The following is a 25,934-nucleotide window of genomic DNA, read 5'->3' as shown; positions in this document are numbered from 1 at the left end:
GTCTGTTCAGACGCGCAAAGGCCGCTGTAGCACTTTGAATCGCCGCGTGATTTTTCCTTGAATCGGAGCCGATTTGAGGAGAACTCATGCAGTAAACAACGCGTGGGACGATTATGCTCGATATCAAATGGATCCGTGAGAATGCCGATGTGCTCGACGCCGCCCTGGCGAAACGGGGCGCGGAGCCGTTGTCTGCGTCCTTGATCGCGCTCGATGAGCGTCGTCGCGCCATCCTTCAATCGCTGCAGGAAATGCAGTCGCGCCGTAATGCCGCCTCCAAGGAAATCGGCGCGGCCATGGCACAGAAGAACAGCGAACTTGCCGAAAAGCTGAAGGCCGAAGTCGCCGAACTGAAGAACACCATGCCCGCGGTCGAAGAAGAAAGCCGCCGCATCGATACCGAGCTTTCGGATGCCCTGTCGCGCATTCCGAACGTCCCGCTCGACGATGTTCCTGTCGGTGCCGATGAGGCGGCCAACGTCGTGACGCGGATTGTCGGCGCAAAACCGACCTGGAACCACAAGCCGCTTGAGCATTTCGAAATCGGCGAGGCGTTGGGGCTCATGGATTTCGAAGGCGCCGCGCGGATCGCAGGCTCGCGCTTCACCATTGTGAAGGGGCAGCTCGCTCGCCTCGAGCGGGCGCTCGGCCAGTTCATGCTCGACCTGCACACACAGGAGCACGGATATGTCGAGGTGCAGCCGCCGCTGCTCGTCCGTGACGACGCGATGTACGGGACCGGGCAGTTGCCGAAGTTTGCGGAGGATCTCTTCCGCACGACGGATGAACGTTGGCTGGTCCCGACGGCGGAAGTTCCGTTGACGAACATGGTTCGCGAGCAGATCCTCGAAGCAGAGAAGCTGCCGTTGCGTTTTACCGCCTTGACACCGTGCTTCCGTTCGGAGGCCGGTTCTGCCGGACGCGATACCCGCGGCATGCTGCGTCAGCATCAGTTCAACAAGGTGGAGTTGGTCTCGATCACCGATGCGCAAAGCTCGATTGACGAGCACGAGCGGATGACCGCCTGCGCCGAGGAGGTGTTGAAGCGCCTTGGGCTGCACTATCGGGTCATGACGCTTTCGACCGGCGACATGGGCTTTGGCGCGCGCAAGACCTATGACCTTGAGGTCTGGCTGCCGGGCCAGGATACCTACCGCGAAATTTCGTCCTGCTCGGTCTGCGGGGATTTCCAGGCGCGCCGCATGAACGCGCGCTACCGCGCGAAGGAGGAGAAGGGAACGAGATTCGTTCACACGTTGAACGGTTCGGGCGTTGCCGTCGGGCGCGCGCTGATAGCCGTTATCGAGAATTATCTGAACGAGGACGGCTCTGTCGCTGTGCCAGACGTCCTTATTCCCTACATGGGCGGCCAACGGCGCATCGAGAAAACAGCCTGAGCGCGAGAAGCGGAAGAGAACCGGAATGCGGATCCTGCTGACGAACGATGACGGCATCCATGCCGAAGGACTTTCGGTGCTGGAGCGCATCGCGAGGACAATCTCGGATGACGTATGGGTGGTCGCACCGGAAGTGGACCAGAGCGGCCTTGCGCATTCGCTGACTCTTTCCGAACCGCTGCGTCTGCGCCAGGTCTCGGAACGGCGCTTTGCCCTGAGGGGAACGCCGACCGACTGTGTGATCATGGCTGCCAAGAAGCTTCTCGACGGCAAGCCGGATCTGGTCCTTTCGGGCGTCAATGTCGGCGCCAACCTTGCTGATGACGTTACCTATTCTGGCACAGTGGCCGGCGCCATCGAAGGGACGCTTCAGGGAATCCGGTCGATCGCGCTCAGTCAGGCCTATCAGCACGCGGTCGGCAGGGACGTTCCGTGGGACGTGGCGGAGACTCACGCGCCGGCATTGATCCGCACTTTGCTGGACGTCGAGTTGCCGGTCGGTACGCTCATCAACTTGAACTTTCCGAATTGCGCCGCCGAAGCCGTCGCTGGGGTGGAAGTCACCTCGCAAGGCAAGCTTGATTTCGGGCTCAGCATCGACGAGCGCACCGACGGTCGCGGTTTTCCGTATTTCTGGCTGCGCTTCGGCGAGCGCGCCGGCGATTTTCGTGACGGGACCGACATTCACGCTTTGCGCGAGAACAAGATCTCGGTAACCCCGCTTAAACTGGATTTGACCGACTATACCGTCCAGGATCGTATAGCGCGCGCATTGCGAGAAGGGACTGTCGCTTGAACGGACGCGTTTCCCAGCAGGAGGGATTTGCAGCGATGGTGCTGCGACTGCGCGGCGAAGGAATTGCGAATCACGATCTGCTGAAGGCGGTTGAACAGACGCCACGCAGCCATTTTGCCCCACCGCAATACCAGGTCGAGGCCTATTCCCAACGATTGATACCGCTCGATTGCGGGTCGTTCATGGAAGGCTATGATTTTGCCGTGCGGCTGTTGCATTGCCTGAACATCAAGCCGGGGCAGCGCATTCTCGAAGTGGGCACCGGCAGCGGTTTCACGGCGGGCGTGATGGGGCGTATCGCCGAGCGCGTATTGACGATCGATCGATATCAGACGCTGGTGAGTTCTGCGCAAAAGAACCTGGAAAAGGCCGGCATTCGCAATGTCGTCGTCAGGCAGGCCGACGGTAGCGCAGGCGTGCCGGGTGAGGGGACGTTCGACCGCATCCTGATAACCGCGGCATTCAACAGCCTGCCCCGCATGTTCTCCGACCATCTGGTCTCCGGCGGCACCTTGCTGGTCCCAATCATGATGAGCGAAACGGTCTGCCGGATCGTTCGCGTCAATCGCACCGGCAGCCGGTTCGACCGCGAGGACCTGTTCGACGCGCCTTACCTTCCGGTCGTGCCGCAGCTTGCATCATTCCTGTGACGTGCATGGCGGACCTGACTGGAAAAGTCGGCTATTTCGGGAGCAAAGCGGGGAAATCATCGTCGTAGTCGGCTAGCCTGCCGGGCGTTCCTCGCGGCTCCTTTAGAGTGAATGGTTAATGGATTCTTAATTAACTCCAGCTTCGCGCAAGCTTGCCGCCATAGGTCAGAACGGCACGACGGATTTTGGACGCGATACGCGCGTGTTCTGCGTTTCTCGTTAGATCGTGCATATGACGGAGACGGCGGATGCAGATTGCAAACAGGTTGACTGCGGCAACGGCCGGCGACGGCCTGGGCAATCTCGCCGGGCGTTCGGCCGGCCAGGTCGCGACCGGAAACAAGGATGAGAATGACGCGCAAGCCGCGCAAACGGGCTTCTTCGATCCAACGCCGCGTATCTCTCTGTCGGTTGACGCACTCCTCTATCTCAGTCGAACGAAAAAATCGCCGGAACGGTTGCCGCCTCTGACGAGGGATGAGTGGAACAACAATCCTTCGCCCCAGCTGGCATCACGCGAATACCAAGCCTTTGGCAGGTTTGCCGAGACCGGTGATTACAAGGCTTATTACGGAGCCTTCATCGATTATTACGACAGTCTCCGTCCGGAGGATCAGAACAGCCTGCGCTATTTCGGGACACGCGAGGCGGCTATTGCCGGTTTGCGATCGCTCGAATACGACGCCGAAAGCGGTCTCGATGTAGAAGCCAATTTCCAAGCCCTGGTCAGCGTTTTCCTCGACGAGGATAAGGCAGTCCATGCGGAAGTCCCGCCTTCGGTTTTGAGGACAGAGGGCAGGGGATTTGACTGGGACAAATCCAATATCAGTTACGAAGATCAGCCGCCTGAGCCCAGATCCGTGTCAGAGATCGAGCGGCTTTATTCCGAGCTGTTCTAAGCCTTTTGCATGCGTCTTTCGCCGAGAGGCAAGGCGCGCCGGCTATGGTTAGCATTTCGTCAAATTGGGTGCCGCCCTTAACCGAGCGGTAACTCTAATGCGCTTTAATCATTCCACAGCGAGTTGCGTTCGGAGTGGGTAGGCGTCATGCGTAAATTTGTATCTCCCAGTGCAGGGAAGTCCACGATCCGCCTGTGTGCGGCGATCTTGCTGGCAGGCGCTGCCACCGGTTGCAGCTCGGATGTCAGCCGCTTCAGCGGGCTTTTTTCAAGATCCGACGACATAACGACCAGTTCCATCCCGCAGGATACGATGCCAGTGCCGCGCGGTGATGTTGCCACCGGGCAGCTTGCGGCGGCTCCGTCTGGTGGAGCCGGTGCGTCCTATGGTCAGCCGTATCCGGTCGCGGGTCAGAACGCCACCTATAACCCGGCGCCCGTCTCCAGCGCGCGTGTCGCCTCGACGCCGATGAGTGTTCAGCGCACAGCGTTGGCGGATCCCTCCGCGACGGCACCGCAACCGCAGGCGCTTCCGACGCAACGGCAGGCGCAGTCCGTCGCCAAGGCCGAGACTCTGCCTGCAGCGGCCAGGGAACCGGCGAGCAAGGGCGGCTGGGGCACGCAGAACGCGCCCTCCGTCATGGTTCGCCAAGGCGACACCGTCGCCACCCTCGCGAAGCGCTTTGGAGTTCCGGAGAAGGAGATTCTTAGGGCAAATGGGTTGAAGTCGGCTGGGCAGGTAGAGCCCGGTCAGCGCCTTGTGATCCCGACGTTCGGAGTTGCGAGCAGTGCTGCGAAGGCGGCCGCCTCCAACTCGATCGCCGATATCGAGGGCGGCAAGCAGCGTCCGTCGCCGCTGCCGGCGGACAAGCGCGAAGCGGCGATTCTTCCTGGTCAGACCCAATCGCGTGAAAAGAACGAAAGCCGCAGCGATGTCGCCGCAGGCAAGCTCGCCTCCAAGGGACAGGGTAGTGGCGGCGACGGCCTCTACACCGTCAAGCCGGGTGACTCGTTGAACCGCATCGCCAAGGCGAACGGCGTATCGGTCAGCGCTTTGAAGCAGGCGAACGGCCTGACGACCGAGGGGATCCGCATCGGCCAAAAGCTGAAGATGCCGGGCGCGGCTCCTACGGCAACGGATGCGCTGGCGACAGCTTCGGTGCCGACCAAGAAGGCAGAGACCAAGGTCGCTTCGCTCGAGCAGGGCAAACCTGCCGAATATAAGCCGCCGGTTGCCAAGGAGAGCGTTTCGGAAGTCGCGACCAAGACGGACATCGACGAAGACCTGCCGAAGTCGACCGGTATCAGCAAGTATCGTTGGCCGGTACGCGGCGCGGTCGTTGCCGGATACGGCGCGAATGTCGACGGCAATCGCAACGACGGCATCAACATCTCCGCGCCGGAAGGCACGCCGATCAAGGCGGCCGAAAACGGTGTGGTCATCTACTCCGGCAGCAGCCTGAAGGAACTGGGCAATGCCGTTCTGGTTCGCCACGACGACGGCACGGTCACGGTCTACGGCAACGCCTCGGAACTCAAAGTGCAGCGCGGGCAGAAGGTGCAGCGCGGACAGACACTTGCTGCCTCCGGCATGACCGGCAAAGCGACGCAGCCGCAGGTGCATTTCGAGGTCCGCAAGAACGCCACCCCGGTGAACCCAACAACCTATCTAGAATAGAGCAATTCCAGGACTTGATTTGGTCCGCCGAAATTATGCCGGATTGCCGAGTTGCCGGCGCAGCCGGCCGGCCAGATCCTGAATGAACTGCCAAGCGACGCGGCCGGATCTCGATCCCCGCGTCGTTGCCCATTCCAGCGCTTCCGCATGCAGCGTCTCCCGTTCGACCTGCAGGTCGTAGTAGCGGGCGTATCCGTCGACCATCGCCAGATAATCATCCTGGCTGCACTTGTAGAAGCCTAGCCAGAGGCCGAAACGGTCCGACAGTGAAACCTTCTCCTCGACCGCCTCCGATGGATTTATCGCTGTCGATTGCTCGTTTTCCATCATGTTGCGAGGCAGCAGGTGCCGGCGGTTTGAGGTTGCGTAGAGCAGAACGTTGGCGGGGCGGCCTTCCACGCCTCCGTCGAGAACCGCTTTCAGCGACTTGTAAGACGTATCGTCATGGTCGAAGGAAAGATCGTCGCAGAAGACGATGACCGGCATCGACGCCGCTTTGAGGATCTCCATCAGAACCGGCAGGCTTGCGATGTCTTCCCGGTGCACTTCGACAAGCTTCAATGCACTGCCGGTTTCGTGCGCGACCCGCGCATGGACCGCCTTGACCAGCGAAGACTTGCCCATGCCGCGCGCACCCCAAAGAAGCACGTTGTTTGCCGGATAACCCTCAGCGAAACGAAGCGTGTTGTCGAAAAGGATGTCACGAACGTGATCGACGCCGGTGATCAGGGCAAGGTCGATGCGGTTCGGCTTTGCTACCGGCTGCAGATGGCGATTTGCCGGCGCCCAGACGAAACATTCCGCCTGGCTCCAGTCGTTCACGGCTGGCGGCGGGCCTGCGATCCGCTCGATAGCCGCCGAAAGCTTCTGCATCTCGTTGATCAGTATGTCGATCTTGTTTTCCTGCATCTGCTTCTCTCCGGTATTCGTTCTGCGCTTGGCCTGGCGCCGCGTGCATCTGTAATTCGTTGAATTGCCGTAGAGTTTGCCTCCGGAAATTGTCCGTGAGGGAAACCGCGCGGCAGGTTTTTTCCGGTAGCACGACGGTTTGCGCTGGAAAAGGCCAAGCGCGAGTGTTCAGGGGGTTCTCCTCCCGCGGAATTTGTGTCAGAGGCAGGGGAAAGGGATAGGGGGCGGCCGATTTGCGTCGCGGCATCGCGCCCCTATATTCCGGCGGATTTCGCGCGGGAGGATCCGCGCAATTTGAACTCAAGGAGCGATCGATGTTCATTACCGAAGCTTTTGCGCAGACCGGTGCCCCGAGCGCGGGCAGTGCAGACATTTTGATGTCTATCCTGCCTTTCCTCCTGATCTTCGTTGTCATGTATTTCCTAATCATCCGCCCGCAACGTGCGCAGATGAAGCGTCGGGAAGAGTTGCTGAAGAACATTCGCCGCGGTGATCAGGTCGTCACCGGGGGCGGAATCGTTGGCAAAGTTACCAAGGTGGTCGATGATGCTGAACTCGAGGTCGAGATCGCCGACGGCATCAAGGTTCGCGTCGTCCGCAGCGGGGTTTCCGAGGTTCGGGTGAAGGGCGAGCCGGTCAAGGAATAATCCGGGCCCGAACCGTAACCGGCAGAGCCGGCGAATGGAGCATTCAGAGCATGCCCAAGTTCTCGCCGCTGAAAAACGCGATCATCTGGCTTGTCGTCCTGGCCGGTTTTGTTTTTGCTCTACCGAACCTTTTTTCAAAGGAAGAGCTCGCGCAATGGCCCGCGTGGGCGCCGCAACGGCAGGTGCCGCTCGGACTTGATCTCCAGGGCGGTTCCGACTTTACGCTGAGGGTCGTCCGCGACGACATCATCGCCGAACGGCTCGAGACTACGATCGACACGATCGGCAAGGCTCTGCGGACCGCCGACATCGCCTATACGGGCCTGTCGGGCAGCGGCCAGGCGATCCAGTTCCGGGTTCGCGATGCGACGAAGGTCCCGGCTGCGCGCGATGCATTGCGCCAACTGACCGCTCCCGTCGACAGTGCCGGCCTCATTCGGAATCAGATTCAGGAACTGGTTTCGGAAGGGGCGGATCAGGGCGATGTGGTTCGCCTGCGGCTCACCAACGAGGGAATAGACCTCAGGGTGGCCTCGGCCGTGACCGAGGCCATCGACGTCGTACGCCGGCGCATTGCTGAAGTCAGTCTCGCAGAACCATCGATACAGCGGCGCGGCAACGATCGCCTTGTCGTTCAAGTGCCAGGCTTGGACGATCCGCAGCGATTGAAGGATCTCCTCAGCCAGCGCGCCGACCTCACCTTCCGGTGGCTCGACCCATCGATGCCCGTGCAACAGGCGGTCGACACGAGGCCGCCGGCAGCAAGTGAGATCCTCTATTCGCTCGACGATCCCCCGGTTCCCTATCTTGTCGAAAGGCGAGCCTTCGTCGCGGCCGAGGATTTCGCCGAGGCGCAACCTGATTACGATCCGACAACCGGCGAGCCCGTCGTCAGTTTCAAGCTCGACGCCGACGCGCTCGCGCGCATCACGCCGCTTGTGGAGGCCGATTCCAAAAGGCAGTTCGCGATCGTGCTTGATGGGCAGGTGGTGTCGACGCCACGGCTTGCCGAAACGGTTACCGGCGACACCGGCCGGATCTCAGGAAATCTGTCCGAGGACGGCACCAAGAACCTCGCCGCCTTGCTGCGCGCGGGACCACTGCCAGCGACCCTGACTGTGGTCGAGGAGCGTACCGTCGGCCCTGGTGTCGGAACTGACGCGATCGCAAGCGCGCTCAAGGCCGGCATGATCGCTGCACTCGCGGTAGCGGCGTGCATGATCGCGTTCTATGGCTTCTTCGGTGCGATTGCGGTGATCGCGGTCATCGTGAATGTGGTGCTGATCATTGCGGTGCTCTCCCTTATCGGCGCGACTTTGACCTTGCCGGGAATCGCGGGGATCATCCTCACGATCGGCATGGCGGTCGATTCGAACGTTCTCATCTACGAGCGCCTTCGCGAGGAGGCGCGCGGCCCCGGACCGCTGCGAAAGGCACTCGACACCGGCTTTTCACGCGTCTTCAGCAGCATCGTCGATGCCAACCTGACGATGGCGATCGCCGGTGCCATTCTTTTCTATTTCGGCTCCGGCGCCTTCCGTGGTTTTGCCGTGACGCTTGCGATCGGGAGCGTGACGACGATCCTGACCGCCCACAGCCTGACACGCCGACTGGTCCGTGGATGGTATCGCCGCCGCCGGCCCTCTCGATTGCCTCGAAGCATCCGTACCGGTTTCTTCAGCGAGGCGGATATTCGGTTCATGGCGATCCGCAATCCGGTCTTTATTCTGATGGCCGCGCTGTCGCTTGCTTCGCTGATCTTGCTTGTCAGCCTAGGCCCCAACTTCGGGGCGGATTTCAAGGGCGGATCGATTATCGAGCTTCGCGCAAAGTCTGGCGCGGCCGACAGCGCGGATATCCGCGCTCGTCTTGACGAGCTGAACCTGGGGGAGGTCCGGGTTCAAGAACTCGGCACGGAACGAGACGTCCTCGTCCGCGTTCCTTCACAGGAGGCCGGTGACAATGCGGAACAAACCGCGATTGGATTGGTTCGCGCTGAGCTGGAGGACCAGTACACGTTCCGCCGGGTTGAGGTTGTCGGACCGGCCGCTTCCGACGAACTGACACGAGCCAGCAGCCTCGGTATAGGCGCGGCGGTCTTGGCCATTCTGCTCTATGTCTGGATCCGGTTCGAATGGCGATTTGCGCTCGGCGCGATGATAGCAACCCTGCATGACGTGTTGCTGACCATCGGCTTCCTTGTCGTCACGCGCACCGAGTTCAATCTTGCGAGCATTGCCGCCCTGCTGACCATCGTCTGCTATTCGTTGAACGATACCGTCGTTATTTACGATCGCATCCGTGAGAATTACACACGCTATCGAAAGATGTCGCTCTCGGTACTCATCGATGCGTCGATCAACCAGACGCTTTCACGCACCATCCTGACGGCTGTAACGACGATATTGGCGCTTGCAGCGCTCTATCTGTTTGGCGACGGTCTGCTTCGCTCTTTCAGCATGACATTGCTTTTCGGCGTGGTTGTCGGAACGCTCTCGTCGATTTATATCGCGGGCCCGGTTCTCATACTCTTCAACCGCCGAGGCGGCCGAGCCGGCGGGCAGAATCCCGCTCGCGACGACGAGCCGAACGCGGCAACAGGGACGGCCTGATAATGGCAAAAGGCATCGAAATGCGCCAAGCGCACTTTCCCGGGCGGGCGCCGATAGACGCTTATGGGAACGGCGGCTTCCGCTTCGCGGAGATGTCTCACCGCGGCTCGGTCCTCATGTTGCCGTCCGGCGTCTATGCGTGGGACGCGGTCGAGGGTGATCCGCTTTCGCTGGAGAAATTCAAACGTGTGCTGGACGAAGCGCGTGAGATCGAAGTGCTACTTGTGGGGACGGGTCGCGAAATCCGCCCCTTGCCGGCCGAGCTGAAGGCCGCGTTGCGCGCGCAGAACATCTCATCCGATCCGATGAGCACCGGGGCGGCGGTTAGAACCTATAACGTCATGCTCGCCGAATCGCGCGCCGTTGCCGCGGCCCTGATCGCGGTGTGATTTCGAAGGAAGCTGTGCGTGCAAGAGGCCGATACTCAGATTCTCGCAACCTTGCGGGACACAGATCGCGATCGATACTTGGCTTGCCTGCTTTCCCCACCTGAAAAGCGACGCTCGCTTGCGGCTCTCTATGCATTCTACGCGGAGATCGCCCGGGTGCGCGACTTGATACACGAGCCGCTTCCCGGCGAAATCCGACTGCAATGGTGGCGTGACATTCTCTCGAACGAGCAATCGAGCGGTGAGGGGCATCCGTTGGCGGAGGCGCTTCTGGAGTGCATTCGCGAACATCATCTGCCGGTCGCGGTGCTCGAGAACATGATCGATGCGCGGATTTTCGATCTTTACGACGATCCCATGCAGGACAGATCGGCGCTGGAAGGCTATGCCGGTGAAACGGCTTCCGCCCTTATCCAGCTTTCCTCGTTGATCCTTGATCCGTCGAACGCCGCGAAATCGGCGGAGGCCGCCGGACATGCCGGAGTCGCGCAGACGGTCGCCGGCCTCCTTTTGCTGCTGCCGATTCATCATCGGCGCGGCCAGGTCTATCTTCCTGCAGATCTCCTGCGTGCGACCGGGCTGGACCGGGAAACTTTTCTGGCCGCCGGCGACACCAAGGCCATCGATCGGGCAATCAGCGCATTTTGCGGCTTTGGCAGGGATCATCTTGCCAAGGCGCGGCAGGGCATCGGCTCGATCTCTCCGCAGAATTTCTTCGCTTTCGCTCCGGTGGCATTGGCCGAGCCGGTGTTCGACCGGGCGGAAAAGGCGGGAGCGCGTCTGCTCCAGCGCCCCATTCAGCCGGCCCAATGGCAGCGGCAATGGCGAATGTGGCGCGCAACCTGGCGCAAGCGCTTTTGAGCCAGCCCCGGAGTTGCACTTGGTCAAGCCGGCGCAAGTCTCACATTGTATAGGCGGGAGCTACCGGATTCATGCCGTCCGAAAGGGGCTTGTGTGATGTTGTGGCTGTTGCTCATCGCGGTGGTCGTCGCCGTCGGAGCGTTCTACATGAGGATGAACGCCCGTGCCGAACGGGATTTCGACAATCCTGACGCGGGCTCGGCGATGGTCGAGTTTGGCCGCGTTTTCCCTGATGAAGCAATTCGAGCCTTGCATTCGACCATCGACAGGAAGGCGATCTTTCTTCGATTGCACGACGGCAAAGCGGGCTTTATCCAGTCGCACGGCACGCACTACGTCTGCCACGTCATTCATCCTGGCAAGGTGCGGGTGAACAGTTCCGACAGCGGACACGGACTGATCGTGCACTTTCCGGATTTCGCCTACCTGGATAACGACTTCGAGTTCCGGACCGCCGCCGAGGCGGCGGAGGTCTCGCTCTGGCTGCTCGGCAGCTTCAACCCGAAATCGGAATTCAGCGATGAGCCGCCGGCGGCGCAGGCGAGCGACTAAGCGGTCTTCCGGGCCGGAACGGCGAGCCAGCTTGCGCAATCGCTGAGAGCCCGGGATGCCGTCGCCTGCTTCTTTGCGAGCGCCTTCTCCTTGCCGCGAAAACGCTTGGCGCCGTCCGGTTTCGTCAAAGCGCCCGGTTCCAGTGGCGGAAACAGGCCGAAATTGACGTTCATCGGCTGGAAGGAGCGCTTGCCCGGTTCGTCGTCGGAGACGATGTGTCCGCCGGTGATGTGATTGAGAAGCGCCCCGAAGGCGGTCGTTGCCGGCGGCGGCACCGGCGTTTCGCCCTTGCGCTCGGCTGCGGCGAACCGGCCGGCAAGCAGGCCGATGCTGGCGCTCTCCACATAGCCCTCGCAACCGGTGATCTGGCCGGCAAACCGCAGGCCCGGCCGGGACTTGAGCGTCAGGGTCGAATCGAGCAGCGTCGGCGAGTTGATGTAGGTGTTGCGATGCAGGCCACCGAGCCGGGCGAACTCGGCCTTTTCAAGCCCGGGGATCATCCGGAAGACTTCCGCCTGTGCGCCGTATTTCAGCTTCGTCTGGAAACCGACCATGTTGTAGAGCGTGCCGAGTGCGTTGTCTTGTCGAAGCTGTACGACGGCATAGGGCTTGACCGTGGGATTGTGCGCGTTGGTCAGCCCCATCGGCTTCATCGGACCGTGACGCAGCGTTTCGCGCCCGCGTTCGGCCATAACTTCGATCGGCAGGCAACCATCGAAATAAGGCGTGCCCTCCCATTCCTTGAAACCGGTCTTGTCGCCGGCGATCAAGGCATCGACGAAGGCGTTGTACTGCTCCTCGGTCATCGGACAGTTGATGTAGTCCTTGCCGGTGCCGCCAGGGCCGACCTTGTCGTAGCGCGACTGGTGCCAGCAGATATCCATGTCGATCGTATCGGTGTAGACGATCGGGGCGATCGCGTCGAAAAACGCGAGTGCATCAGCGCCGGTTTCCGCGCGGATCGCCTCGGCCAGAGCCGGCGCGGTGAGGGGGCCGGTGGCGATGATCGCAAGATCCCAGTCCTTCGGCGGCAGCCCGGTGATCTCCTCGCGGACAACCGTGATCAAGTGGTGACTATCGATCGCGGCGCTGACGGCCGCAGAGAAGCCGTCGCGATCGACGGCAAGGGCTCCACCGGCGGGCACCTGATTGCGATCGGCAGCCTGCATGATCAGCGAGCCCGCGAGCCGCATTTCCGCATGCAGCACGCCCACCGCATTGCTGGTCGCGTCATCGGAGCGGAACGAGTTGGAGCAGACGAGTTCGGCAAGGCCGTCGGTCTTGTGGGCGTCGGTGCCGCGCACGCCGCGCATCTCGTGGAGGATTACCGGTACGCCGGCTTGGGCAATCTGCCACGCGGCTTCCGATCCGGCGAGGCCGCCGCCGACAACATGAATGGGGGAATAGGAAGTGTTCGCTGTCATGGGCGGCTTCCTATCACAGCCGCCTTCCGGTTCCAATTGCGAAGAAACGAAAACGGCGCCTCTACAGCGCCGCGCGTCTCATCAGACGCGCAAGGGACGCTGCAGCACTTTGAATTTGCTGCAGCAGGCGCCGTCTTGGATGTTTGGACGTTCGCTCCGATTAGCGGAAAGAACGAGCCGCAATGTTGCGGATATCGTAGCGGGTAATGCCGATATCGCTGAGCGCGTGGTTCGAGAGGCTGCCGAGCTCGGCAACAGTGCGGCGATAGTTGATCCAGCTTTTTGCAATGCGAATCGGGTTCATGGTCGTGTCCTCAAGATCAGTTTGTCGCGACAGTGATTTGTCTGCGTCGTTGAGGTTCTTATACGCTTGTCTAATTGGAAGATGGAGTGCAAAGAAAATGCATCTGCTATGCGTTTGTGCAGTGCATCGCCGATTTCGTAAGCACCGCGCTCTCGCCGCTCGAAAACGCGCCACAAGTTAAAAGTTGGCTAAATTGCTCGACTGCGCGTTAATCTCTTGTGTTTTCGACGGTTTTCGCGTCGCGCCGGCACTGAAGGCCTTTCGGATGGAGCAGCCGATGCGCGCGCAATTTGTTGCGCCGAAGGTGGCTTTCGCAGTCGCGAGACGGCCGTATGCGCCGTCGGTCAAGGACGAAATAAAAACGCCCTCCAGCGACGCTGGAGGGCGTTTCAGAAATGGATATTCGGTGCTTGGGCTTACTTGATCGCCTGGCGAGCGACGTATGGAATGTCGCTGCGGCCGATGCCGAGGTCGTTCAGCTCACGGTCGCTCATGCGGCCGAGTTCGTTGCAGGTGTGACGATACTTGCGCCAGTTGTTGAAAGAACGTGCGAGGTTCATGATCCTATCCTTTCTAGGGTCGTTTGCCAGCGCTCTATCTCTCTTGCTGGCCGTCATCTGATGGTTTGAAATATAATCGATTTGATCGGCATATACAGAGACAATGCTGCATCGCACCCATGCGTCAATTGCAATCCTTCATCTTGCCCGTGACCCGCCCTTGACGTCCTGCCGCGTCGCCGGCCCGCGCTGGCTGTTGCAGGAGAACGGATCCAAAAGGGAAAGGGCGCAAAAAACAACGCCCGCTGGGGGAGGAGGTCCAGCGGGCGTTGCTTGTTCTGATTGGCAACCGGGAGGAGGAGTGTCGCCAATCCGTATCGGGGTGCGCTGGGAGGAGGAGTGCGCCGCCCGATCGATGGTTGTAAAATAAGCTACGATACGCGTTTTGTGCAGAGGCGCGCGCCGAATAGCATCCATGCATTTGGCGCATGGCTTGAGCGCGCAACACCGCGAAATTGCTTCAATATTGTGCAATCGGGAGTCTCTCGCGAGCTAGGTCAGGGCAGGGAGGGGCAAAAGCAAAACGCCCGCTGGGGGAGGAGGTCCAGCGGGCGTCATGTAAGTGATTGGCAACCGGGAGGAGGAGTGTTGCCAATCTTATCGGAGAAGCGTTGGGAGGAGGAGTACGCTGCTCCGAATTCGTCGAGCTTCCGCTCGGGTCTTTCCGGAATTCCGGGGGCGGGCGACCAATCCCGCCGGCGTCCGTTCAGATCGTCACTGCCCGTCGCCTTTGATGATGTGAATATAGCGATCTTAAATCGATTTGTGCAGTGCAATATACGCATGGAAGATATGCGGCCGGCGCAACCCCGTCGCAAACCCCGTTAACCGGAAGTGATCTCGGGGCAGAGAAGAACAGCCCCGTTGTTTTTTCTCGCCTTTTTCACCGATTTGTTATTCTCTAAAGCCGGTCGCGAGGCGTCGGGAAGACGCCTATGTGGCCGGGGAGCACAAGTCCGGAGGTGAGATGTATCGCGGACGCATGGAACGAGATCTGAAGCGCTGGGTGGATCTCGGCCTGCTTCCCCAGTCGTCGGCAAGTGCGATGCTCGCGGAATATGATGCGCGCGAATCCACTTTCAGCGTCGGGCGGGTCCTGTTGGCGCTGGCAGCGCTTCTGCTTTCGGCGTCGCTCTTGCTGCTTGTCGCAGCGAATTGGGAAGCATTGCCGCGTCTTGCCAGGGTCGCGGGCGTCGTCGCCTTGATCTGGCTCTTCCATTTTCTCGCAGCTTATTTCCTCGGCCGCGGAGCCAAGGCGGTTGGCGCGGCTCTGCTCATTCTCGGCACCATGTCCTTCGGTGCCGGCATCGCGCTGGTCGGCCAGATGTATCATCTTTCGGGCGACGCGGCGGATGCGATGCTTCTATGGTTCGCCGGGGCATGCCTGTCGGCGGCGGCCTTCGCGTCGGCTGCCGTCACGACGATTGCCGCGTGCCTTGCCTGGGCGTTTCTCATTACGCTGTTCGACAGCGGAGGGATTGTTCCGGCGATCGAGTCCTATTTCTGGCTCGTGCCGGTCCTGGCGGTCATCGTGCTCACCCTGGTCCGCTACACCGATGCGGGGCGTACGCGCCACTTGGCTTATCTTCTCTGCGTCGCCTGGCTCGGCGCGCTCTACGTCGACAACCCTGAGATCTGGCTCGCAATCGCCTTCTTCGCCGCCGGCTTCATTGCCTTTCTGCTCGCGTCGCTGCCGCGATCGCCGCTGTACGGACTGGCCTCCGAGGCCGGTTCCGCGCCTTCGTTCTATTCCTTCGCGGTCGCCGTCATCGGCCTTGTGGCTATGCAAAGCGCAGTGAGAGGTGCTTGGGCAGAGACCGCCCTCGGCGTCGGCCTGCTTGCCTTAGCCCTCGTAGGCATCGGTCTTGCCGGCGCGCGTAACGGTGCAGTTCGCTACTTGGCCTACGCGGTATTCGCCGCGGAGATTTTGTATCTGGCTTTCGAGACGCTCGGATCGATCCTCGGCACATCAGGATTCTTCCTGATTTCAGCGGTGGTCGTCGCGCTTGTGGCGTGGCTCGTCATCCGTGTTGAGCGCAGGCTGGGGCGAGTGGGGGAGGCTTCTCAATGAGTGGTGCTTTGCCTGTCGCCCGCTGGCGCAATCCCTTCGTCGCGGCCCTCTTGGTGGCTCTGCTGCAGACCGCCGTGCTTGGATACATGATCGAGAGCCGCGCTTCGATCCTGCGCAACGGCAAGGATGTGCTTCTAAGAAGTGCACCCGTCGATCCACGCGATCTCTTGCGCGGTGAATATGTGACCCTGTCGTACGATATCTCCCGCATTTCGCCGGACATCATCATAGGCGGTTTGCCCGAGGAGGCTGCGAAGGCGCAGCTATTCGTGCGGCTCAAACAGCAGCCGGACGGTTTCTGGGGACCGGTAGAGGCATCGTTCAGCCCGCTCGCAGAGGCCGCGGGCAGCATTGTCATCAGATCGCTGCCGTTCTCTTACTATCCGTCAGCCGGCGCGCCACCGCTCTTCCCGAATTACGGAATCGAGCGCTACTACGTGCCGGAAGGCGAGGGCAGTGTCATCGAAACTGCGCGCAGCGCCCAAGCGCTTTCTGTCAACGTGCGTGTGGATACGGAAGGGCGCGCCCAGATCCGGCAGGTTTCGATAGACGGAGCACCGGTCTACGAGGAGCCGATGTATTGATGGCCCGCGCCGGCGCGAAAGAAGTTCATTTTGTTGCCGGCTTCTTGGTCCAGAATAATCGAGGCAACGGCGAAGACGCGGGCGTGCATTGTCGCGCATTTTCTCTTTGATCCGGCAAAAACGAGTGATATAGAGACGCCGCGCTCGGGAAAGCCCGAACCCTTCGCATGTCCAGAATATCCGCGGTGCTCCCGCTGGTTGTCTTGCGGGAAATGCGATCAGGCGGTGTGGTTGTCTGAACGCGGGTATGGTGAAATTGGTAGACACGCCAGATTTAGGTTCTGGTGCCGCAAGGCGTGGGAGTTCAAGTCTCTCTACCCGCACCAGGACAACAACTTGCCAAACGTCGGAATTCGACGGTGAAGAGGGTAGGCGGAGTGCCATTTTGCTTGCAAAACGGTCAAGGAATTGCGTAAAGCCACTCCCGGCAAATGGATCGGCTCACGTGCTCGCCAAGCCTTCGAGGCAAGAGCACTGTCAACGTGAAGTGAAGGTTTGAACATGCAGGTTATCGAAACGCTCGCTCAAGGGCTGAAGCGCGAACTCAAGGTCGTTATCCCGGCCAAGGACATGGAAGCTCGGATGAATGAGCGTCTGGCCGAAGTGAAGGACCGCGTCCGCATCAACGGCTTCCGTCCGGGCAAGGTGCCGGTTGCGCATCTGAAGAAGGTTTACGGCAAGTCGATCATGGCTGATCTTGTCAATGAGATCGTTCGTGAGAAGCCGACTGAAATCCTGTCGGAGCGTGGCGAGAAGTCGGCAACCCAGCCGGAAATCGCGATGACCGAGGACGAGGCGGAAGCCAACAAGATCCTCAATGCCGAAGCCGATCTCGAATTCACGGTTGCCTACGAGGTCATCCCGAAGTTCGAGCTCAAGGACGTAAGCGGCATCAAGGTCGTCCGGGAAGTTGTCGAGATCGCCGAGGACGAGGTCAACGAGCAGATTCTGCGTATTGCCGAAAGCGCCCGCACCTACGAATCCAAGAAGGGCAAGGCTGCCAACGGCGACCGCGTCACCGTCGACTACCTTGGCAAGGTCGAAGGCGTTGCCTTCGACGGCGGCAAGGATGAGGACGCCGAACTGGTGCTCGGCTCCGACCGCTTTATCCCGGGCTTCGAAGAGCAACTCGTCGGCGTCAAGGCTGGTGACGAAAAGACGATCACCGTAACCTTCCCGGCCGACTATCCGGCCGCAAACCTCGCCGGCAAGGAAGCGACCTTCGACATCACCGTGAAAGATGTCGCCGCCGCTGCTCCGCTCGAGATCAACGATGAACTCGCGACCAAGCTTGGTCTCGAATCGGCTGACAAGCTGAAGGAAATCGTTCGCGGCCAGATCGAAAGCCAGTACGGCTCGGTCACCCGCCAGAAGGTCAAGCGCCAGATCCTCGACCAACTCGACGAGCTCTACCAGTTCGAGACGCCGGAGCGCCTCGTGGACGCCGAGTTCGAAAACATCTGGCGCCAGATCAACACCGACCTTCAGCAGGCTGGCAAGACCTTCGCCGATGAAGAGACGACGGAGGAGGAGGCTCGCGCCGAGTATCGCAAGCTTGCCGAGCGTCGTGTCCGCCTCGGTCTCGTTCTCTCCGAAATCGGCGAGAAGGCCGGCGTTCAGGTGAGCGACGACGAAATGCAGCGTTCGCTGTTCGAACAGCTGCGCCAGTTCCCGGGCCAGGAAAAGCAGATCCTCGACTACTTCAAGAACACCCCCGGCGCCGCCGCTTCGCTGCGCGCCCCGTTGTTCGAAGAGAAGGTCGTCGACCACCTGCTTTCCGAGATCTCGGTAACCGACAAGTCGGTTTCCAAGGAAGAGCTGATGGCTGACGACGAGGAAGCCGAAGGCAAGCCGGCCGCCAAGAAGGCGCCTGCCAAGAAGAAGGCTGCGGCAAAGGCCGAGGCTGCTGAAGGCGAGGAAGCCGCTGCACCGAAGAAGAAGGCCCCGGCAAAGAAGAAGGCCGCTGACGAGAGCGCCGAATAATCGGTTCCTTCTGCGAGAAATTTAAGAGGCCGCCTTTCGGGGCGGCCTTTTTCGTTGGGAAAGGAAAAGCCGCCGAAACGGCGGCTGAAAGAGCGAATTGTCAAGCCAGCTAGGCCGTCTTGATCTCGCCCATGCGGTTCCACGCGTCGAGACCGGCGATCTTGTAGGCTTCGGCGAGCGTCGGATAGTTGAACGTGTTTTCGACGAAATACTCGACCGTGCCCTTCAGGTTGAGAACCGCCTGGCCGATGTGCACGAGCTCGGTTGCGCCTTCCCCGATGATGTGGACGCCCAGCAAGCGCCGCGTCTTCAGTGAGAAGATCATTTTCAGCAGACCGGAATCGAGCCCCATGATGTGCCCACGCGACGTTTCCCGGAACCGCGCAATGCCACATTCGTAAGGAATGCCGCGCTCTTTGACCTCTTCCTCGGAGAGGCCGCAGGTCGAGATTTCCGGCACGGCATAGATGCCGTAGGGGAAATATTTCTGCGGCTCCTTGGCGATCGCCCCGACGGCGACGCGAGCGGCGACGCGCCCCTGTTCCATCGAGGTCGAAGCGAGACTCGGGAAGCCAACGACGTCGCCCGCGGCGTAGATGTTTGGGACCGAGGTCTGGAATGTTTCCGGATTCACCTTCAGTCGCCCGCGGCTGTCCGCTTCGAGCCCGGCCGCGGGCAGGTTGAGCGCATCGGTTGCGCCGATCCGGCCGGCGGCAAACAAGACCAACTCCGTCGTGATCTTGCGGCCATTGTCGAGTGTAAGCAGAACCTTACCGCCGTCGAGGCGCTCTACCTTCTCGGCCTTCTGGCCGAGATTGAGCTTCATGTTGCGATCGCGCAATTGATAGGTGAAATCCTCGACGATCTCTTTGTCGATGAAGTCGAGCATTGTCGTCTTGGGGTCAATGACGGTGACTTGCGTGTCGAGGGCGCTGAAGATCGTGGCGTACTCGATCCCGACGACGCCCGCGCCGATGACGACCAGCGAACGCGGCAGTTCCCCGATGTCCAACAACTCATCGCTGTCGACGACGGTCTTGCCGTCGAAGGGAATGTAGTCCGGGCGGAAAGGTTTCGTTCCGACGGCGAGCAAGACGCTCGTTGCGGAAACAGGAATACTCTCGCCGTCGTCCTTGAGGATCTCGAGCGTTGTCGGGTTCACGAAACTTGCCCTGCCGCGGATATGCTGGACGCGGTTTCGCGCGAACTGATGTTCGAGCACCTCGACTTCGTGGTTGAGGGTGATGATGAGACGGCGGCGCAGATCGTCGGCGCTGATTTCCTGCTTCACCCGATAGGAGCGGCCGTAAAAGCCGCGCTCGCGCCAGCCCGACAGGTTGAGCGCGGTCTCGCGAAGCGTCTTTGACGGAATAGTTCCGGTGTGGACGGAGACGCCGCCGACGCGCTTGCCCTGCTCGACGACGAGCACCTTCTTTCCGAGTTTCGCGGCCTGGATAGCACCCCTGCGCCCCGCTGGGCCGCTTCCGACGACGATGAGATCGAACTGGTTCATGAACGCTTCCCGTATGCAGAATCGTTGTGCGATGCGGCAAATTTCATCGCAGGCGTTTATAGCGTCAATTGCGTCGTTTAATGAAGCACCATGCGCATTGTTCTATCGTGGATGCCGCCTGTGCCGAAATAAAGCTATGTTTGCGTATGACGTCGCCCGTCCGTTTTCTTACGCGGCAAAGCACAGGTGGAGTCTAGGAATGGCATCAGAAGCGACGGCGATCCCCGGCCATGCGGCTGGCGTGACAAAGGCCGAGGCGGTTCCGCCCACCCGCCCGGGGGTCATCGCTGCTGCGGTCTACCAGAACGGCCAGCGTCTGCGTGACATTGAGATCGACGAGGCAGGACAATGGCGGGGCCGCGAAAATGTCGTCATCTGGATCGGCCTGCATGAGCCGGATGAGGCACTGTTGCGGCAGGTTCAGGCTGAATTCGATCTCCACGACTTGGCGATTGAGGACGCCGGAAAGGCGCATCAGCGTCCGAAGCTGGAAATCTACGGCGACGCGATCTTCGTCGTGGCGCGCACCGCGCACATGGCCGGTGATGAAATCTTATTCGGCGAAACGCATCTTTTCGTCGGTCGCGGCTACATTATTTCCGTTCGCCACGGGGCATCGACCTCCTACATGGCGGTCAGGCAGAGATGCGAATCCTCGCCAGCAGCACTCGCCCACGGTGAGAATTACATCCTCTATTCGATCCTCGATTTCATCGTCGACAACTACATGCCGGTTGTGGAAGCGATCCATGCCGAGGTCGAGGAACTCGAGGATAAACTCTTACGCGACCGGTTGGCTAAGGCGGATATCGAACGCCTTTATCTGCTGCGCCGAAACCTGCTGCGCCTGCGCAATGCGGTGGTGCCATTGGTGGATGTGTGTCGCCGGCATGAACACCTCGAACTTCCGGGCATGGATGCGGCAATGCAGCCCCTGTTCCGCGATGTGACCGATCACGTTCGACGGGTCCAGGAAGACATCGATGCGCTGCGCGAGGTTCTTGCCTTCACCTTCGAGGCGAGCCTGATGATCGGCCAGTCGGAGCAGACGGAAATCTCGCGCAAGCTCGCTTCGTGGGCAGCCATTCTGGCGGTCCCGACGGCGATTGCGGGCATCTACGGCATGAATTTCGAGGATATGCCTGAGCTTCGGTTCCGCTACGGCTATTTTGTCGTGTTGGCCGTGATCATCGGGCTGTGCGTGACGCTCTACCGCTTCTTCCGCCGTGCCAGATGGCTTTGACGGGAAGGGCTAAGCTTTCAGGCGCAGCGCGCATTAAATCAAGCGAAGGCCCTTGAGGCTCGCGTGCCCGTCCTTGCCGATGATGATGTGGTCGTGAAGCGCGATGCCGAGCGGCTTGGCGGCTTCGGCGATCAGCTTGGTCATCTCGATATCCGCACGAGAAGGCGTCGGGTCGCCGGAGGGATGGTTGTGCACCAGGATCAGCGCGGTCGCGGATAGCTCAAGTGCACGCTTGATCACCTCGCGCGGATAGACCGGCGTGTGGTCGATCGTGCCTCTCTGCTGGACTTCATCGGCAATCAGCACGTTGCGCTTGTCGAGGAAGAGGATGCGAAACTGCTCCTTGGTCTCATGCGCCATCGCTGCATGGCAATAGTCGATGACCGCGCTCCAGGATGAAAGGACCTGCTTGTCGCGCAACTCGCTCTTCAGCATCCGGTGGCTGGCTGTGGCGATGAGCTTGAGATCAAGGGCGACCGACTCGCCAACACCCTTGACTTCCTGCAACAGATTGAGCGGCGCGCCGAAAACGCCTGCGAGCGTTCCGAAGCGGGCGAGCAGCGCCTTGGCGATCGGTTTGGTATCGCGACGCGGGATCAGCCTGAACAGGATGAGTTCCAACACCTCGTAATCCGCGAGCGCTGCATCGCCATGTTCGCGGTAGCGGTCGCGCAGGCGATCGCGATGGCCGTGATAGTGTGCTTCCGCGGGAGGAGCAGAATTCAATTCGGCGTCGCCGGCGCGCGGCTTCTGCTGTGCAAAGAACTGCCGCTCGTCCGTCGACTGCAGTTCGCCTTCGGAGAGGGGCGGGGTTCTCGTCACGCGTTGCCCACTGCAGCAATGCCGGGCTTGAACAGGCCAGCTGGCGAAAGCGTGAAGATTTCGCAGCCGTCCGCGGTGACGCCGATCGTGTGTTCGTATTGTGCCGAAAGTGAACGGTCGCGCGTGACGGCGGTCCAGCCATCCGACAGAACCTTCACGTGCGGCCGACCCAGATTGATCATCGGCTCGATCGTAAAGATCATGCCTTCGCGCAACTCGGGGCCTTCGTTGGCGCGCCCATAGTGCAGGATGTTCGGCGCATCGTGAAACAGCCGGCCGACGCCGTGGCCGCAAAAATCGCGCACGACCGAACAGCGTTCGGATTCCGCATAGGCCTGGATGGCCTCGCCGATCGCACCGGTGCGTGCGCCGGGCCGAACAGCCGCGATGCCGCGCATCAAACATTCGTGCGTGACATCGAGCAGCCGTTCTGCGGCACGCTTGACCTCGCCGACGGGATACATGCGGCTGGAATCGCCATGCCAGCCATCAACGACATAGGTAACGTCGATATTGACAATGTCGCCTTCGCGTAAGGGCTTCTCGTTCGGAATACCATGGCAGACGACGTGGTTGATCGACGTGCACGACGATTTCGTATAGCCACGATAGTTGAGCGTGGCGGGAAGCGCGCCGTGGTCCATGCCGAATTCGAAGACGAAGCGATCGATCTCTTCTGTCGTTACACCTGGTAGTACGCGGGACACGAGTTCATCCAGGCAACGCGCAGTGACCTGACAAGCCTTGCGCATGCCTTCGAAACCATCCGGCCCGTATAGACGGATGACGCCGGTGTTCTTGTAGGGGGCAGCGCCGGCCTCGATATAGGTTACCATTACAGAGCTTTCATTGTTTTAAGCGCATGTCATAAATCAGCGAGGGCGGGTTCGTCCACTGCCATGGCCGCCGTCGGTACTATTTGCGAGGGCGATATCGCGCATTTGATGGCATAAGCCTCGACGCCGCGTTTGGCAGCGCGTTCGAATGCACGAGCATAGACCGGATCGAGTTCTCGGCATATCCGGAAGACATCGCAATCGTGTCTTTGGACAAGATAGAGCATGATTGCGCGATGACCGGCTTCCACCATGTCGCCAAGTTCCTCGAGATGCTTGGCGCCGCGCGCAGTCGGGCTATCGGGGAATTCGGCAAGGCCGCAGTCGCGGCTGAAGTGGACGTTCTTCACTTCTACATAGGCGAGACCATTCGTCGGGTCGCTAAGAAGGATGTCGATCCTGGAGTTGCGGCCGTATCTCTGCTCGCGCCGCAGTATCTGGTAGGTATGAAGGTCGCCGACGAGTCCAGCGGCGATCGCTTCCTCGGCAAGCCGGTTCGGCAGCCCGGTGTTGATGCCGACGAGTGTTCCGTCTGCTTCGACGATCTCCAGCATATGGCGGTATTTCCGCGTCAGGCTGTCGTGCTCCGAAAGCCAGATCGGCGAGCCGGGGGTGGTCAATCCGCGCATCGAGCCGGTGTTCGGGCATGAGCCGGTAATACTTGTTCCATCGGCGAGAACGGCGTCAAAAAGAAAGCGCTTGTAACGCTGCACAAGCGTGGCTGGAACGAGCGGACGGGAGAAGTTCACGAGTAATCCGATCAGGCCCGAGCGCGTACGTAGGAACCCGGCGCTTCCTCAAGCGAGTTGAGCGGCCCGCCGGGCTTTCGGGCCGGAACGCGTTTCTTGTCGAGCTTTTCAACCCAGCCGTGCCAATGTGGCCACCAGGAGCCCGGTGTCTCCTTTGCCTTGCCTAGCCATTGGTCGATGTCGCCCTTGGCAGGCCCACCGGTCCAATATTGATACTTGCTCCTGTCCGGCGGATTGACGACACCGGCGATATGACCCGAGCCTGACAGGACGAACGTGACCTTGCCGCCGAAGCAACTGCTGCCGAGGAACACCGATTTGGCGGGCGCAATGTGATCTTCCTTCGTCGCCAGATTGTAGATCGGGACCTTGACGTCGGCGAGCGATATCTTCCGGCCGGCCAGCACCATTTCGCCTCTGGAGAGTTTGTTCTCCAGATAGCAGTTGCGGAGATAGAAGGAGTGGTTGGCTGCAGGCATCCGCGTTGAATCGGAGTTCCAGTAAAGCAGGTCGAAGGGCAGGGGCTCCTCTCCCTTCAGATAATTGTTGACGAAATACGGCCAGATCAGTTCCGAGGCCCGCAGCATGTTGAAGGCGGTCGCCATCTTCGAGCCTTCGAGATAGCCAGTAGCACTCATGCTACGCTCGACCTGACGGATTTGATCATCGTCGACAAAGACCTTGAGGTCTCCCGCATAGGTGAAGTCCACTTGCGTCGTGAAAAGCGTCGCCGAGCGGATACGGTCATCGCCTTCGGCGGCGTGGAGTGCCAGTGTGGCAGCTAGCAACGTGCCGCCGACACAGTAACCGATGGCGTTGACCTCGCGCTCGCCGGACGCTTGCTCAATGATGTCCAGCGCAAAGCCGATGCCTTCGCGCGCATAGGCCTCCCAGTCCTTCGAGGCATGGCGTTCATCGGGGTTGACCCAGGAGATGACGAACACGGTGTGGCCCTGGTCGACCGCCCATTTGATGAAGGATTTCTGCGGGTTGAGATCGAGCACGTAGAATTTGTTGATCCACGGCGGGCAGATCAGCAGCGGCCGCTTGAGCACTGTCTCGGTGCTCGCCTCATACTGGATCACCTGGCAGACCTCGCTTTGGGCGATCACCTTGCCCGGCGTGATTGCGATGTTTTCGCCGATGGCGAACTTGCTCGTATCCGTCTGCCGCAACCTGAGATCACCGCGCCCGGCTGCGATGTCTTCGGCCAACATCTGCATGCCCTTGACGAGGTTGGCGCCGCTTGACGCCACGGTTTCCCGGTAGAGCTGCGGGTTGGTCGTTATGAAATTGGTCGGCGAAAGCGCGCTCGATATCTGCCGGACGTAGAAGGCCGCCTTGTGTTTGGTGTGATCATCGAGCCCTTCGGCATCATTGACCATTCTCTCCGCCCAGTCCGAAGTTGCGAAGTAGGCCTGGCGAATGAAGTCGAAGAAGGGGTTCCTCACCCAATCCTCGTCCGCGAAGCGCTTGTCGGTGCGCGCGAGATTTGTCGGGTCCGTGGCGACGTCGCCGGCTATGCGGTGGAGCGTTCGCGACCAGATATCGAAGAAACTGCCCAGGAGATGTGTCTGGGCTTCCAGTGTCCGGCGTGGATCGGAAAGCCAATATTCCGAGATCTTGGAGAGCGTCTTGACCATGTCGGACACCGGCTCGCCAAAACCATCCGTCTTCTCGCCGGTTTCGCGCGGGGCAAGCCATGCGGACGCTGCCTTGCCGAGTTGTTCTGCTGCGCGGGCCAGGTTGACGGCCAGGCTTTCGGGATCCTTGACGATGTAGGGCTCGATCGATTTAGGATCAAAGCCGGCAAAACCGTTCTTACCACCGCCGTCCTCGGCCTTCCTGTCTGCTGTCACCCGGCGTCCTCCACAGCATCTTATCTGTTTTGTATTTTTACATTCTGCCCGAAAATGATTACAAGGGCTAGAGCATTCAGCTTTCCAATGGAATCACAGGAAGCGAGTAAATCGCTTTGAATTCAAATGGTTAAAGTGTCATCGGCGTGTCTTTTTCGGGCGTGCGGTGCACTGGTCATCGTCGCGCCGGAAAAACAGGGGTCATCGCCAGCATGCTTGTCGTCGGAAAACAGGGCTCGGTTTCTTGGGTTTTGGGATTGCTCCTCGCGGGCGCTCTTGCCGGATGCAGTTCGACAGCCCACTTGGCTACCTATCCATCCGTTTATGGGCAAAAGCCGGCCGCGGCCGCCCAACTGACCGATGAAGAGGCGGTCTCGATGCAATCCCGGTTGACGGCGCTTGCCGCTGCCCGCCAATCCGGCTCGATCTCCGAGGCCGAATATCAGCGACGCTTGAAGGAATTGCAGTTGCTGGCCGAGCAACACGGTGCCGACACGCTGAAACAGATCGCGAATTAGCGCTTGCCTTTCAAGTGATTTGGACGCAAAGCGTTGAATGGCCGCCATGACGGCCGTTCACCACCGCGTTTGCTTCCGC

Annotated in this window: 25 protein-coding genes and 1 tRNA gene; 16 read left to right on the top strand and 10 right to left on the bottom strand. The window is 60.4% G+C overall.

From position 1 onward, the window contains the following. Positions 1 to 113: 113 nt before the first annotated feature. From serS to PZN02_RS17905, 4 genes are all read left to right on the top strand, one after another. Entirely contained in the window at positions 114 to 1,397 is a 1,284-nt protein-coding gene (gene serS, locus PZN02_RS17920) for a serine--tRNA ligase (protein WP_280659273.1), read from the top strand. Between the two features lie 25 nt (positions 1,398 to 1,422). Beyond that, positions 1,423 to 2,193, top strand: a complete 771-nt coding sequence (surE, locus tag PZN02_RS17915; protein WP_280659272.1) for a 5'/3'-nucleotidase SurE — start codon at positions 1,423 to 1,425, stop codon at positions 2,191 to 2,193. Between the two features lie 35 nt (positions 2,194 to 2,228). Next, positions 2,229 to 2,843, top strand: a complete 615-nt coding sequence (locus tag PZN02_RS17910) for a protein-L-isoaspartate(D-aspartate) O-methyltransferase (RefSeq protein WP_425336299.1) — start codon at positions 2,229 to 2,231, stop codon at positions 2,841 to 2,843. 248 nt (positions 2,844 to 3,091) lie between these two features. Further along, on the top strand, positions 3,092 to 3,742 hold the full coding sequence (locus tag PZN02_RS17905) for a biotin biosynthesis protein BioC (RefSeq protein ID WP_280659270.1): 651 nt from the start codon (positions 3,092 to 3,094) through the stop codon (positions 3,740 to 3,742). A 104-nt stretch (positions 3,743 to 3,846) separates the two neighbouring features. Here PZN02_RS17905 and PZN02_RS17900 read toward each other — a convergent pair whose 3' ends face one another. Next, on the bottom strand, positions 3,847 to 4,026 hold the full coding sequence (locus tag PZN02_RS17900; RefSeq protein WP_280659269.1) for a hypothetical protein: 180 nt from the start codon (positions 4,024 to 4,026) through the stop codon (positions 3,847 to 3,849). Between PZN02_RS17900 and PZN02_RS17895 the strand changes: the two genes are divergently transcribed. Continuing rightward, positions 3,950 to 5,419 carry a peptidoglycan DD-metalloendopeptidase family protein gene (locus PZN02_RS17895; RefSeq protein WP_425336298.1) on the top strand — a complete coding sequence of 490 codons (1,470 nt, stop codon included), beginning with the start codon at positions 3,950 to 3,952 and terminating at the stop codon, positions 5,417 to 5,419. The genes PZN02_RS17900 and PZN02_RS17895 overlap by 77 nt on opposite strands. 33 nt (positions 5,420 to 5,452) lie before the next feature. Here PZN02_RS17895 and PZN02_RS17890 read toward each other — a convergent pair whose 3' ends face one another. Continuing rightward, complete coding sequence (locus PZN02_RS17890; protein ID WP_280659267.1) at positions 5,453 to 6,328, bottom strand: ATP-binding protein; 876 nt, start codon at positions 6,326 to 6,328, stop codon at positions 5,453 to 5,455. Between the two features lie 314 nt (positions 6,329 to 6,642). Here PZN02_RS17890 and yajC point away from each other — a divergent pair, with 314 nt between their 5' ends. From yajC to PZN02_RS17865, 5 genes are all read left to right on the top strand, one after another. Beyond that, positions 6,643 to 6,975 carry a preprotein translocase subunit YajC gene (yajC, locus tag PZN02_RS17885; protein WP_280659266.1) on the top strand — a complete coding sequence of 111 codons (333 nt, stop codon included), beginning with the start codon at positions 6,643 to 6,645 and terminating at the stop codon, positions 6,973 to 6,975. Positions 6,976 to 7,025: 50 nt separating this feature from the next. Continuing rightward, the gene (gene secDF / locus PZN02_RS17880; RefSeq protein ID WP_280659265.1) at positions 7,026 to 9,587 is read left to right on the top strand and encodes a protein translocase subunit SecDF; all 2,562 of its coding nucleotides are present in this window, start codon (positions 7,026 to 7,028) and stop codon (positions 9,585 to 9,587) included. A gap of 2 nt (positions 9,588 to 9,589) precedes the next feature. Continuing rightward, positions 9,590 to 9,976: an Mth938-like domain-containing protein gene (locus PZN02_RS17875; protein WP_280659264.1), complete on the top strand. Its 387-nt coding sequence runs from the start codon at positions 9,590 to 9,592 to the stop codon at positions 9,974 to 9,976. 18 nt (positions 9,977 to 9,994) lie between these two features. After that, positions 9,995 to 10,837 (top strand): phytoene/squalene synthase family protein, encoded by an 843-nt coding sequence (locus PZN02_RS17870; RefSeq protein WP_280659263.1) that lies wholly within the window; start codon positions 9,995 to 9,997, stop codon positions 10,835 to 10,837. Between the two features lie 96 nt (positions 10,838 to 10,933). Further along, on the top strand, positions 10,934 to 11,389 hold the full coding sequence (locus PZN02_RS17865) for a hypothetical protein (RefSeq protein ID WP_280659262.1): 456 nt from the start codon (positions 10,934 to 10,936) through the stop codon (positions 11,387 to 11,389). On the opposite strand, the gene trmFO is transcribed toward PZN02_RS17865, so the two are convergent. The 3 genes from trmFO to PZN02_RS17850 form a co-directional block, all read right to left on the bottom strand. Then, the gene (trmFO, locus tag PZN02_RS17860; RefSeq protein WP_280659261.1) at positions 11,386 to 12,813 is read right to left on the bottom strand and encodes a methylenetetrahydrofolate--tRNA-(uracil(54)-C(5))-methyltransferase (FADH(2)-oxidizing) TrmFO; all 1,428 of its coding nucleotides are present in this window, start codon (positions 12,811 to 12,813) and stop codon (positions 11,386 to 11,388) included. The two genes, PZN02_RS17865 and trmFO, sit on opposite strands and share 4 nt — an antisense overlap. Positions 12,814 to 12,973: 160 nt before the next feature. After that, positions 12,974 to 13,117: a DUF1127 domain-containing protein gene (locus PZN02_RS17855; protein WP_136504522.1), complete on the bottom strand. Its 144-nt coding sequence runs from the start codon at positions 13,115 to 13,117 to the stop codon at positions 12,974 to 12,976. Between the two features lie 416 nt (positions 13,118 to 13,533). Beyond that, positions 13,534 to 13,677 carry a DUF1127 domain-containing protein gene (locus tag PZN02_RS17850; protein ID WP_280659260.1) on the bottom strand — a complete coding sequence of 48 codons (144 nt, stop codon included), beginning with the start codon at positions 13,675 to 13,677 and terminating at the stop codon, positions 13,534 to 13,536. A 967-nt stretch (positions 13,678 to 14,644) separates the two neighbouring features. Here PZN02_RS17850 and PZN02_RS17845 point away from each other — a divergent pair. From PZN02_RS17845 to tig, 4 genes are all read left to right on the top strand, one after another. Next, positions 14,645 to 15,748 carry a DUF2157 domain-containing protein gene (locus PZN02_RS17845; protein ID WP_280659259.1) on the top strand — a complete coding sequence of 368 codons (1,104 nt, stop codon included), beginning with the start codon at positions 14,645 to 14,647 and terminating at the stop codon, positions 15,746 to 15,748. Then, a complete protein-coding gene (locus PZN02_RS17840) occupies positions 15,745 to 16,332 on the top strand; it encodes a GDYXXLXY domain-containing protein (protein ID WP_280659258.1) in 588 nt (195 codons plus the stop codon). Before PZN02_RS17845 ends, PZN02_RS17840 begins: the two co-directional genes overlap by 4 nt. A gap of 241 nt (positions 16,333 to 16,573) precedes the next feature. Continuing rightward, a tRNA-Leu gene (locus PZN02_RS17835) sits at positions 16,574 to 16,658 on the top strand. A 175-nt stretch (positions 16,659 to 16,833) separates the two neighbouring features. Then, on the top strand, positions 16,834 to 18,315 hold the full coding sequence (tig, locus tag PZN02_RS17830; protein WP_280659257.1) for a trigger factor: 1,482 nt from the start codon (positions 16,834 to 16,836) through the stop codon (positions 18,313 to 18,315). Positions 18,316 to 18,424: 109 nt separating this feature from the next. Here the strand turns inward: tig and sthA are convergent, their stop codons facing one another. After that, the gene (gene sthA, locus PZN02_RS17825; protein WP_280659256.1) at positions 18,425 to 19,828 is read right to left on the bottom strand and encodes a Si-specific NAD(P)(+) transhydrogenase; all 1,404 of its coding nucleotides are present in this window, start codon (positions 19,826 to 19,828) and stop codon (positions 18,425 to 18,427) included. Between the two features lie 199 nt (positions 19,829 to 20,027). On the opposite strand from sthA, the gene PZN02_RS17820 reads away from it, so the two are divergent. Beyond that, positions 20,028 to 21,071: a magnesium and cobalt transport protein CorA gene (locus PZN02_RS17820; RefSeq protein ID WP_280659255.1), complete on the top strand. Its 1,044-nt coding sequence runs from the start codon at positions 20,028 to 20,030 to the stop codon at positions 21,069 to 21,071. 33 nt (positions 21,072 to 21,104) lie between these two features. Here PZN02_RS17820 and radC read toward each other — a convergent pair whose 3' ends face one another. The 4 genes from radC to phaC are packed head-to-tail and all read right to left on the bottom strand — an operon-like array spanning position 21,105 to position 25,337. Beyond that, positions 21,105 to 21,893, bottom strand: coding sequence for a RadC family protein (gene radC / locus PZN02_RS17815; RefSeq protein WP_280659254.1), 789 nt, complete (start codon positions 21,891 to 21,893; stop codon positions 21,105 to 21,107). Next, positions 21,890 to 22,729 carry a type I methionyl aminopeptidase gene (gene map / locus PZN02_RS17810; RefSeq protein ID WP_280659253.1) on the bottom strand — a complete coding sequence of 280 codons (840 nt, stop codon included), beginning with the start codon at positions 22,727 to 22,729 and terminating at the stop codon, positions 21,890 to 21,892. The genes radC and map overlap by 4 nt, the downstream gene beginning before the upstream one ends. A gap of 29 nt (positions 22,730 to 22,758) precedes the next feature. Then, positions 22,759 to 23,478, bottom strand: a complete 720-nt coding sequence (gene sfsA / locus PZN02_RS17805) for a DNA/RNA nuclease SfsA (protein WP_280659252.1) — start codon at positions 23,476 to 23,478, stop codon at positions 22,759 to 22,761. Between the two features lie 11 nt (positions 23,479 to 23,489). Beyond that, positions 23,490 to 25,337, bottom strand: coding sequence for a poly(3-hydroxyalkanoate) polymerase subunit PhaC (gene phaC / locus PZN02_RS17800; protein ID WP_280659251.1), 1,848 nt, complete (start codon positions 25,335 to 25,337; stop codon positions 23,490 to 23,492). A gap of 212 nt (positions 25,338 to 25,549) precedes the next feature. Here phaC and PZN02_RS32155 point away from each other — a divergent pair, with 212 nt between their 5' ends. Beyond that, on the top strand, positions 25,550 to 25,855 hold the full coding sequence (locus tag PZN02_RS32155) for an SHOCT domain-containing protein (RefSeq protein ID WP_342394706.1): 306 nt from the start codon (positions 25,550 to 25,552) through the stop codon (positions 25,853 to 25,855). The last annotated feature ends 79 nt before the right edge of the window (positions 25,856 to 25,934 follow it).

The organism is Sinorhizobium garamanticum (genome assembly GCF_029892065.1).
Taxonomy (GTDB): Bacteria; Pseudomonadota; Alphaproteobacteria; order Rhizobiales; family Rhizobiaceae; genus Sinorhizobium; species Sinorhizobium garamanticum.
Note: the sequence above shows the minus strand (reverse complement) of the source record. Positions and strands in the feature narration are given on the sequence as shown.

Coding starts and splice junctions, on each gene's coding strand:
- PZN02_RS17905 (WP_280659270.1), top strand. CDS start 3,092: ATGCAGATTGCAAACAGGTTGACTGCGGCAACGGCCGGCGACGGCCTG.
- PZN02_RS17820 (WP_280659255.1), top strand. CDS start 20,028: ATGGCATCAGAAGCGACGGCGATCCCCGGCCATGCGGCTGGCGTGACA.
- PZN02_RS32155 (WP_342394706.1), top strand. CDS start 25,550: ATGCTTGTCGTCGGAAAACAGGGCTCGGTTTCTTGGGTTTTGGGATTG.
- PZN02_RS17850 (WP_280659260.1), bottom strand. CDS start 13,677: ATGAACCTCGCACGTTCTTTCAACAACTGGCGCAAGTATCGTCACACC.
- secDF (WP_280659265.1), top strand. CDS start 7,026: ATGCCCAAGTTCTCGCCGCTGAAAAACGCGATCATCTGGCTTGTCGTC.
- PZN02_RS17875 (WP_280659264.1), top strand. CDS start 9,590: ATGGCAAAAGGCATCGAAATGCGCCAAGCGCACTTTCCCGGGCGGGCG.
- surE (WP_280659272.1), top strand. CDS start 1,423: ATGCGGATCCTGCTGACGAACGATGACGGCATCCATGCCGAAGGACTT.
- PZN02_RS17910 (WP_425336299.1), top strand. CDS start 2,229: ATGGTGCTGCGACTGCGCGGCGAAGGAATTGCGAATCACGATCTGCTG.
- tig (WP_280659257.1), top strand. CDS start 16,834: ATGCAGGTTATCGAAACGCTCGCTCAAGGGCTGAAGCGCGAACTCAAG.
- PZN02_RS17845 (WP_280659259.1), top strand. CDS start 14,645: ATGTATCGCGGACGCATGGAACGAGATCTGAAGCGCTGGGTGGATCTC.
- serS (WP_280659273.1), top strand. CDS start 114: ATGCTCGATATCAAATGGATCCGTGAGAATGCCGATGTGCTCGACGCC.
- sthA (WP_280659256.1), bottom strand. CDS start 19,828: ATGAACCAGTTCGATCTCATCGTCGTCGGAAGCGGCCCAGCGGGGCGC.
- yajC (WP_280659266.1), top strand. CDS start 6,643: ATGTTCATTACCGAAGCTTTTGCGCAGACCGGTGCCCCGAGCGCGGGC.
- trmFO (WP_280659261.1), bottom strand. CDS start 12,813: ATGACAGCGAACACTTCCTATTCCCCCATTCATGTTGTCGGCGGCGGC.
- PZN02_RS17840 (WP_280659258.1), top strand. CDS start 15,745: ATGAGTGGTGCTTTGCCTGTCGCCCGCTGGCGCAATCCCTTCGTCGCG.
- PZN02_RS17890 (WP_280659267.1), bottom strand. CDS start 6,328: ATGCAGGAAAACAAGATCGACATACTGATCAACGAGATGCAGAAGCTT.
- map (WP_280659253.1), bottom strand. CDS start 22,729: ATGGTAACCTATATCGAGGCCGGCGCTGCCCCCTACAAGAACACCGGC.
- PZN02_RS17865 (WP_280659262.1), top strand. CDS start 10,934: ATGTTGTGGCTGTTGCTCATCGCGGTGGTCGTCGCCGTCGGAGCGTTC.
- PZN02_RS17855 (WP_136504522.1), bottom strand. CDS start 13,117: ATGAACCCGATTCGCATTGCAAAAAGCTGGATCAACTATCGCCGCACT.
- PZN02_RS17900 (WP_280659269.1), bottom strand. CDS start 4,026: ATGTCGTCGGATCTTGAAAAAAGCCCGCTGAAGCGGCTGACATCCGAG.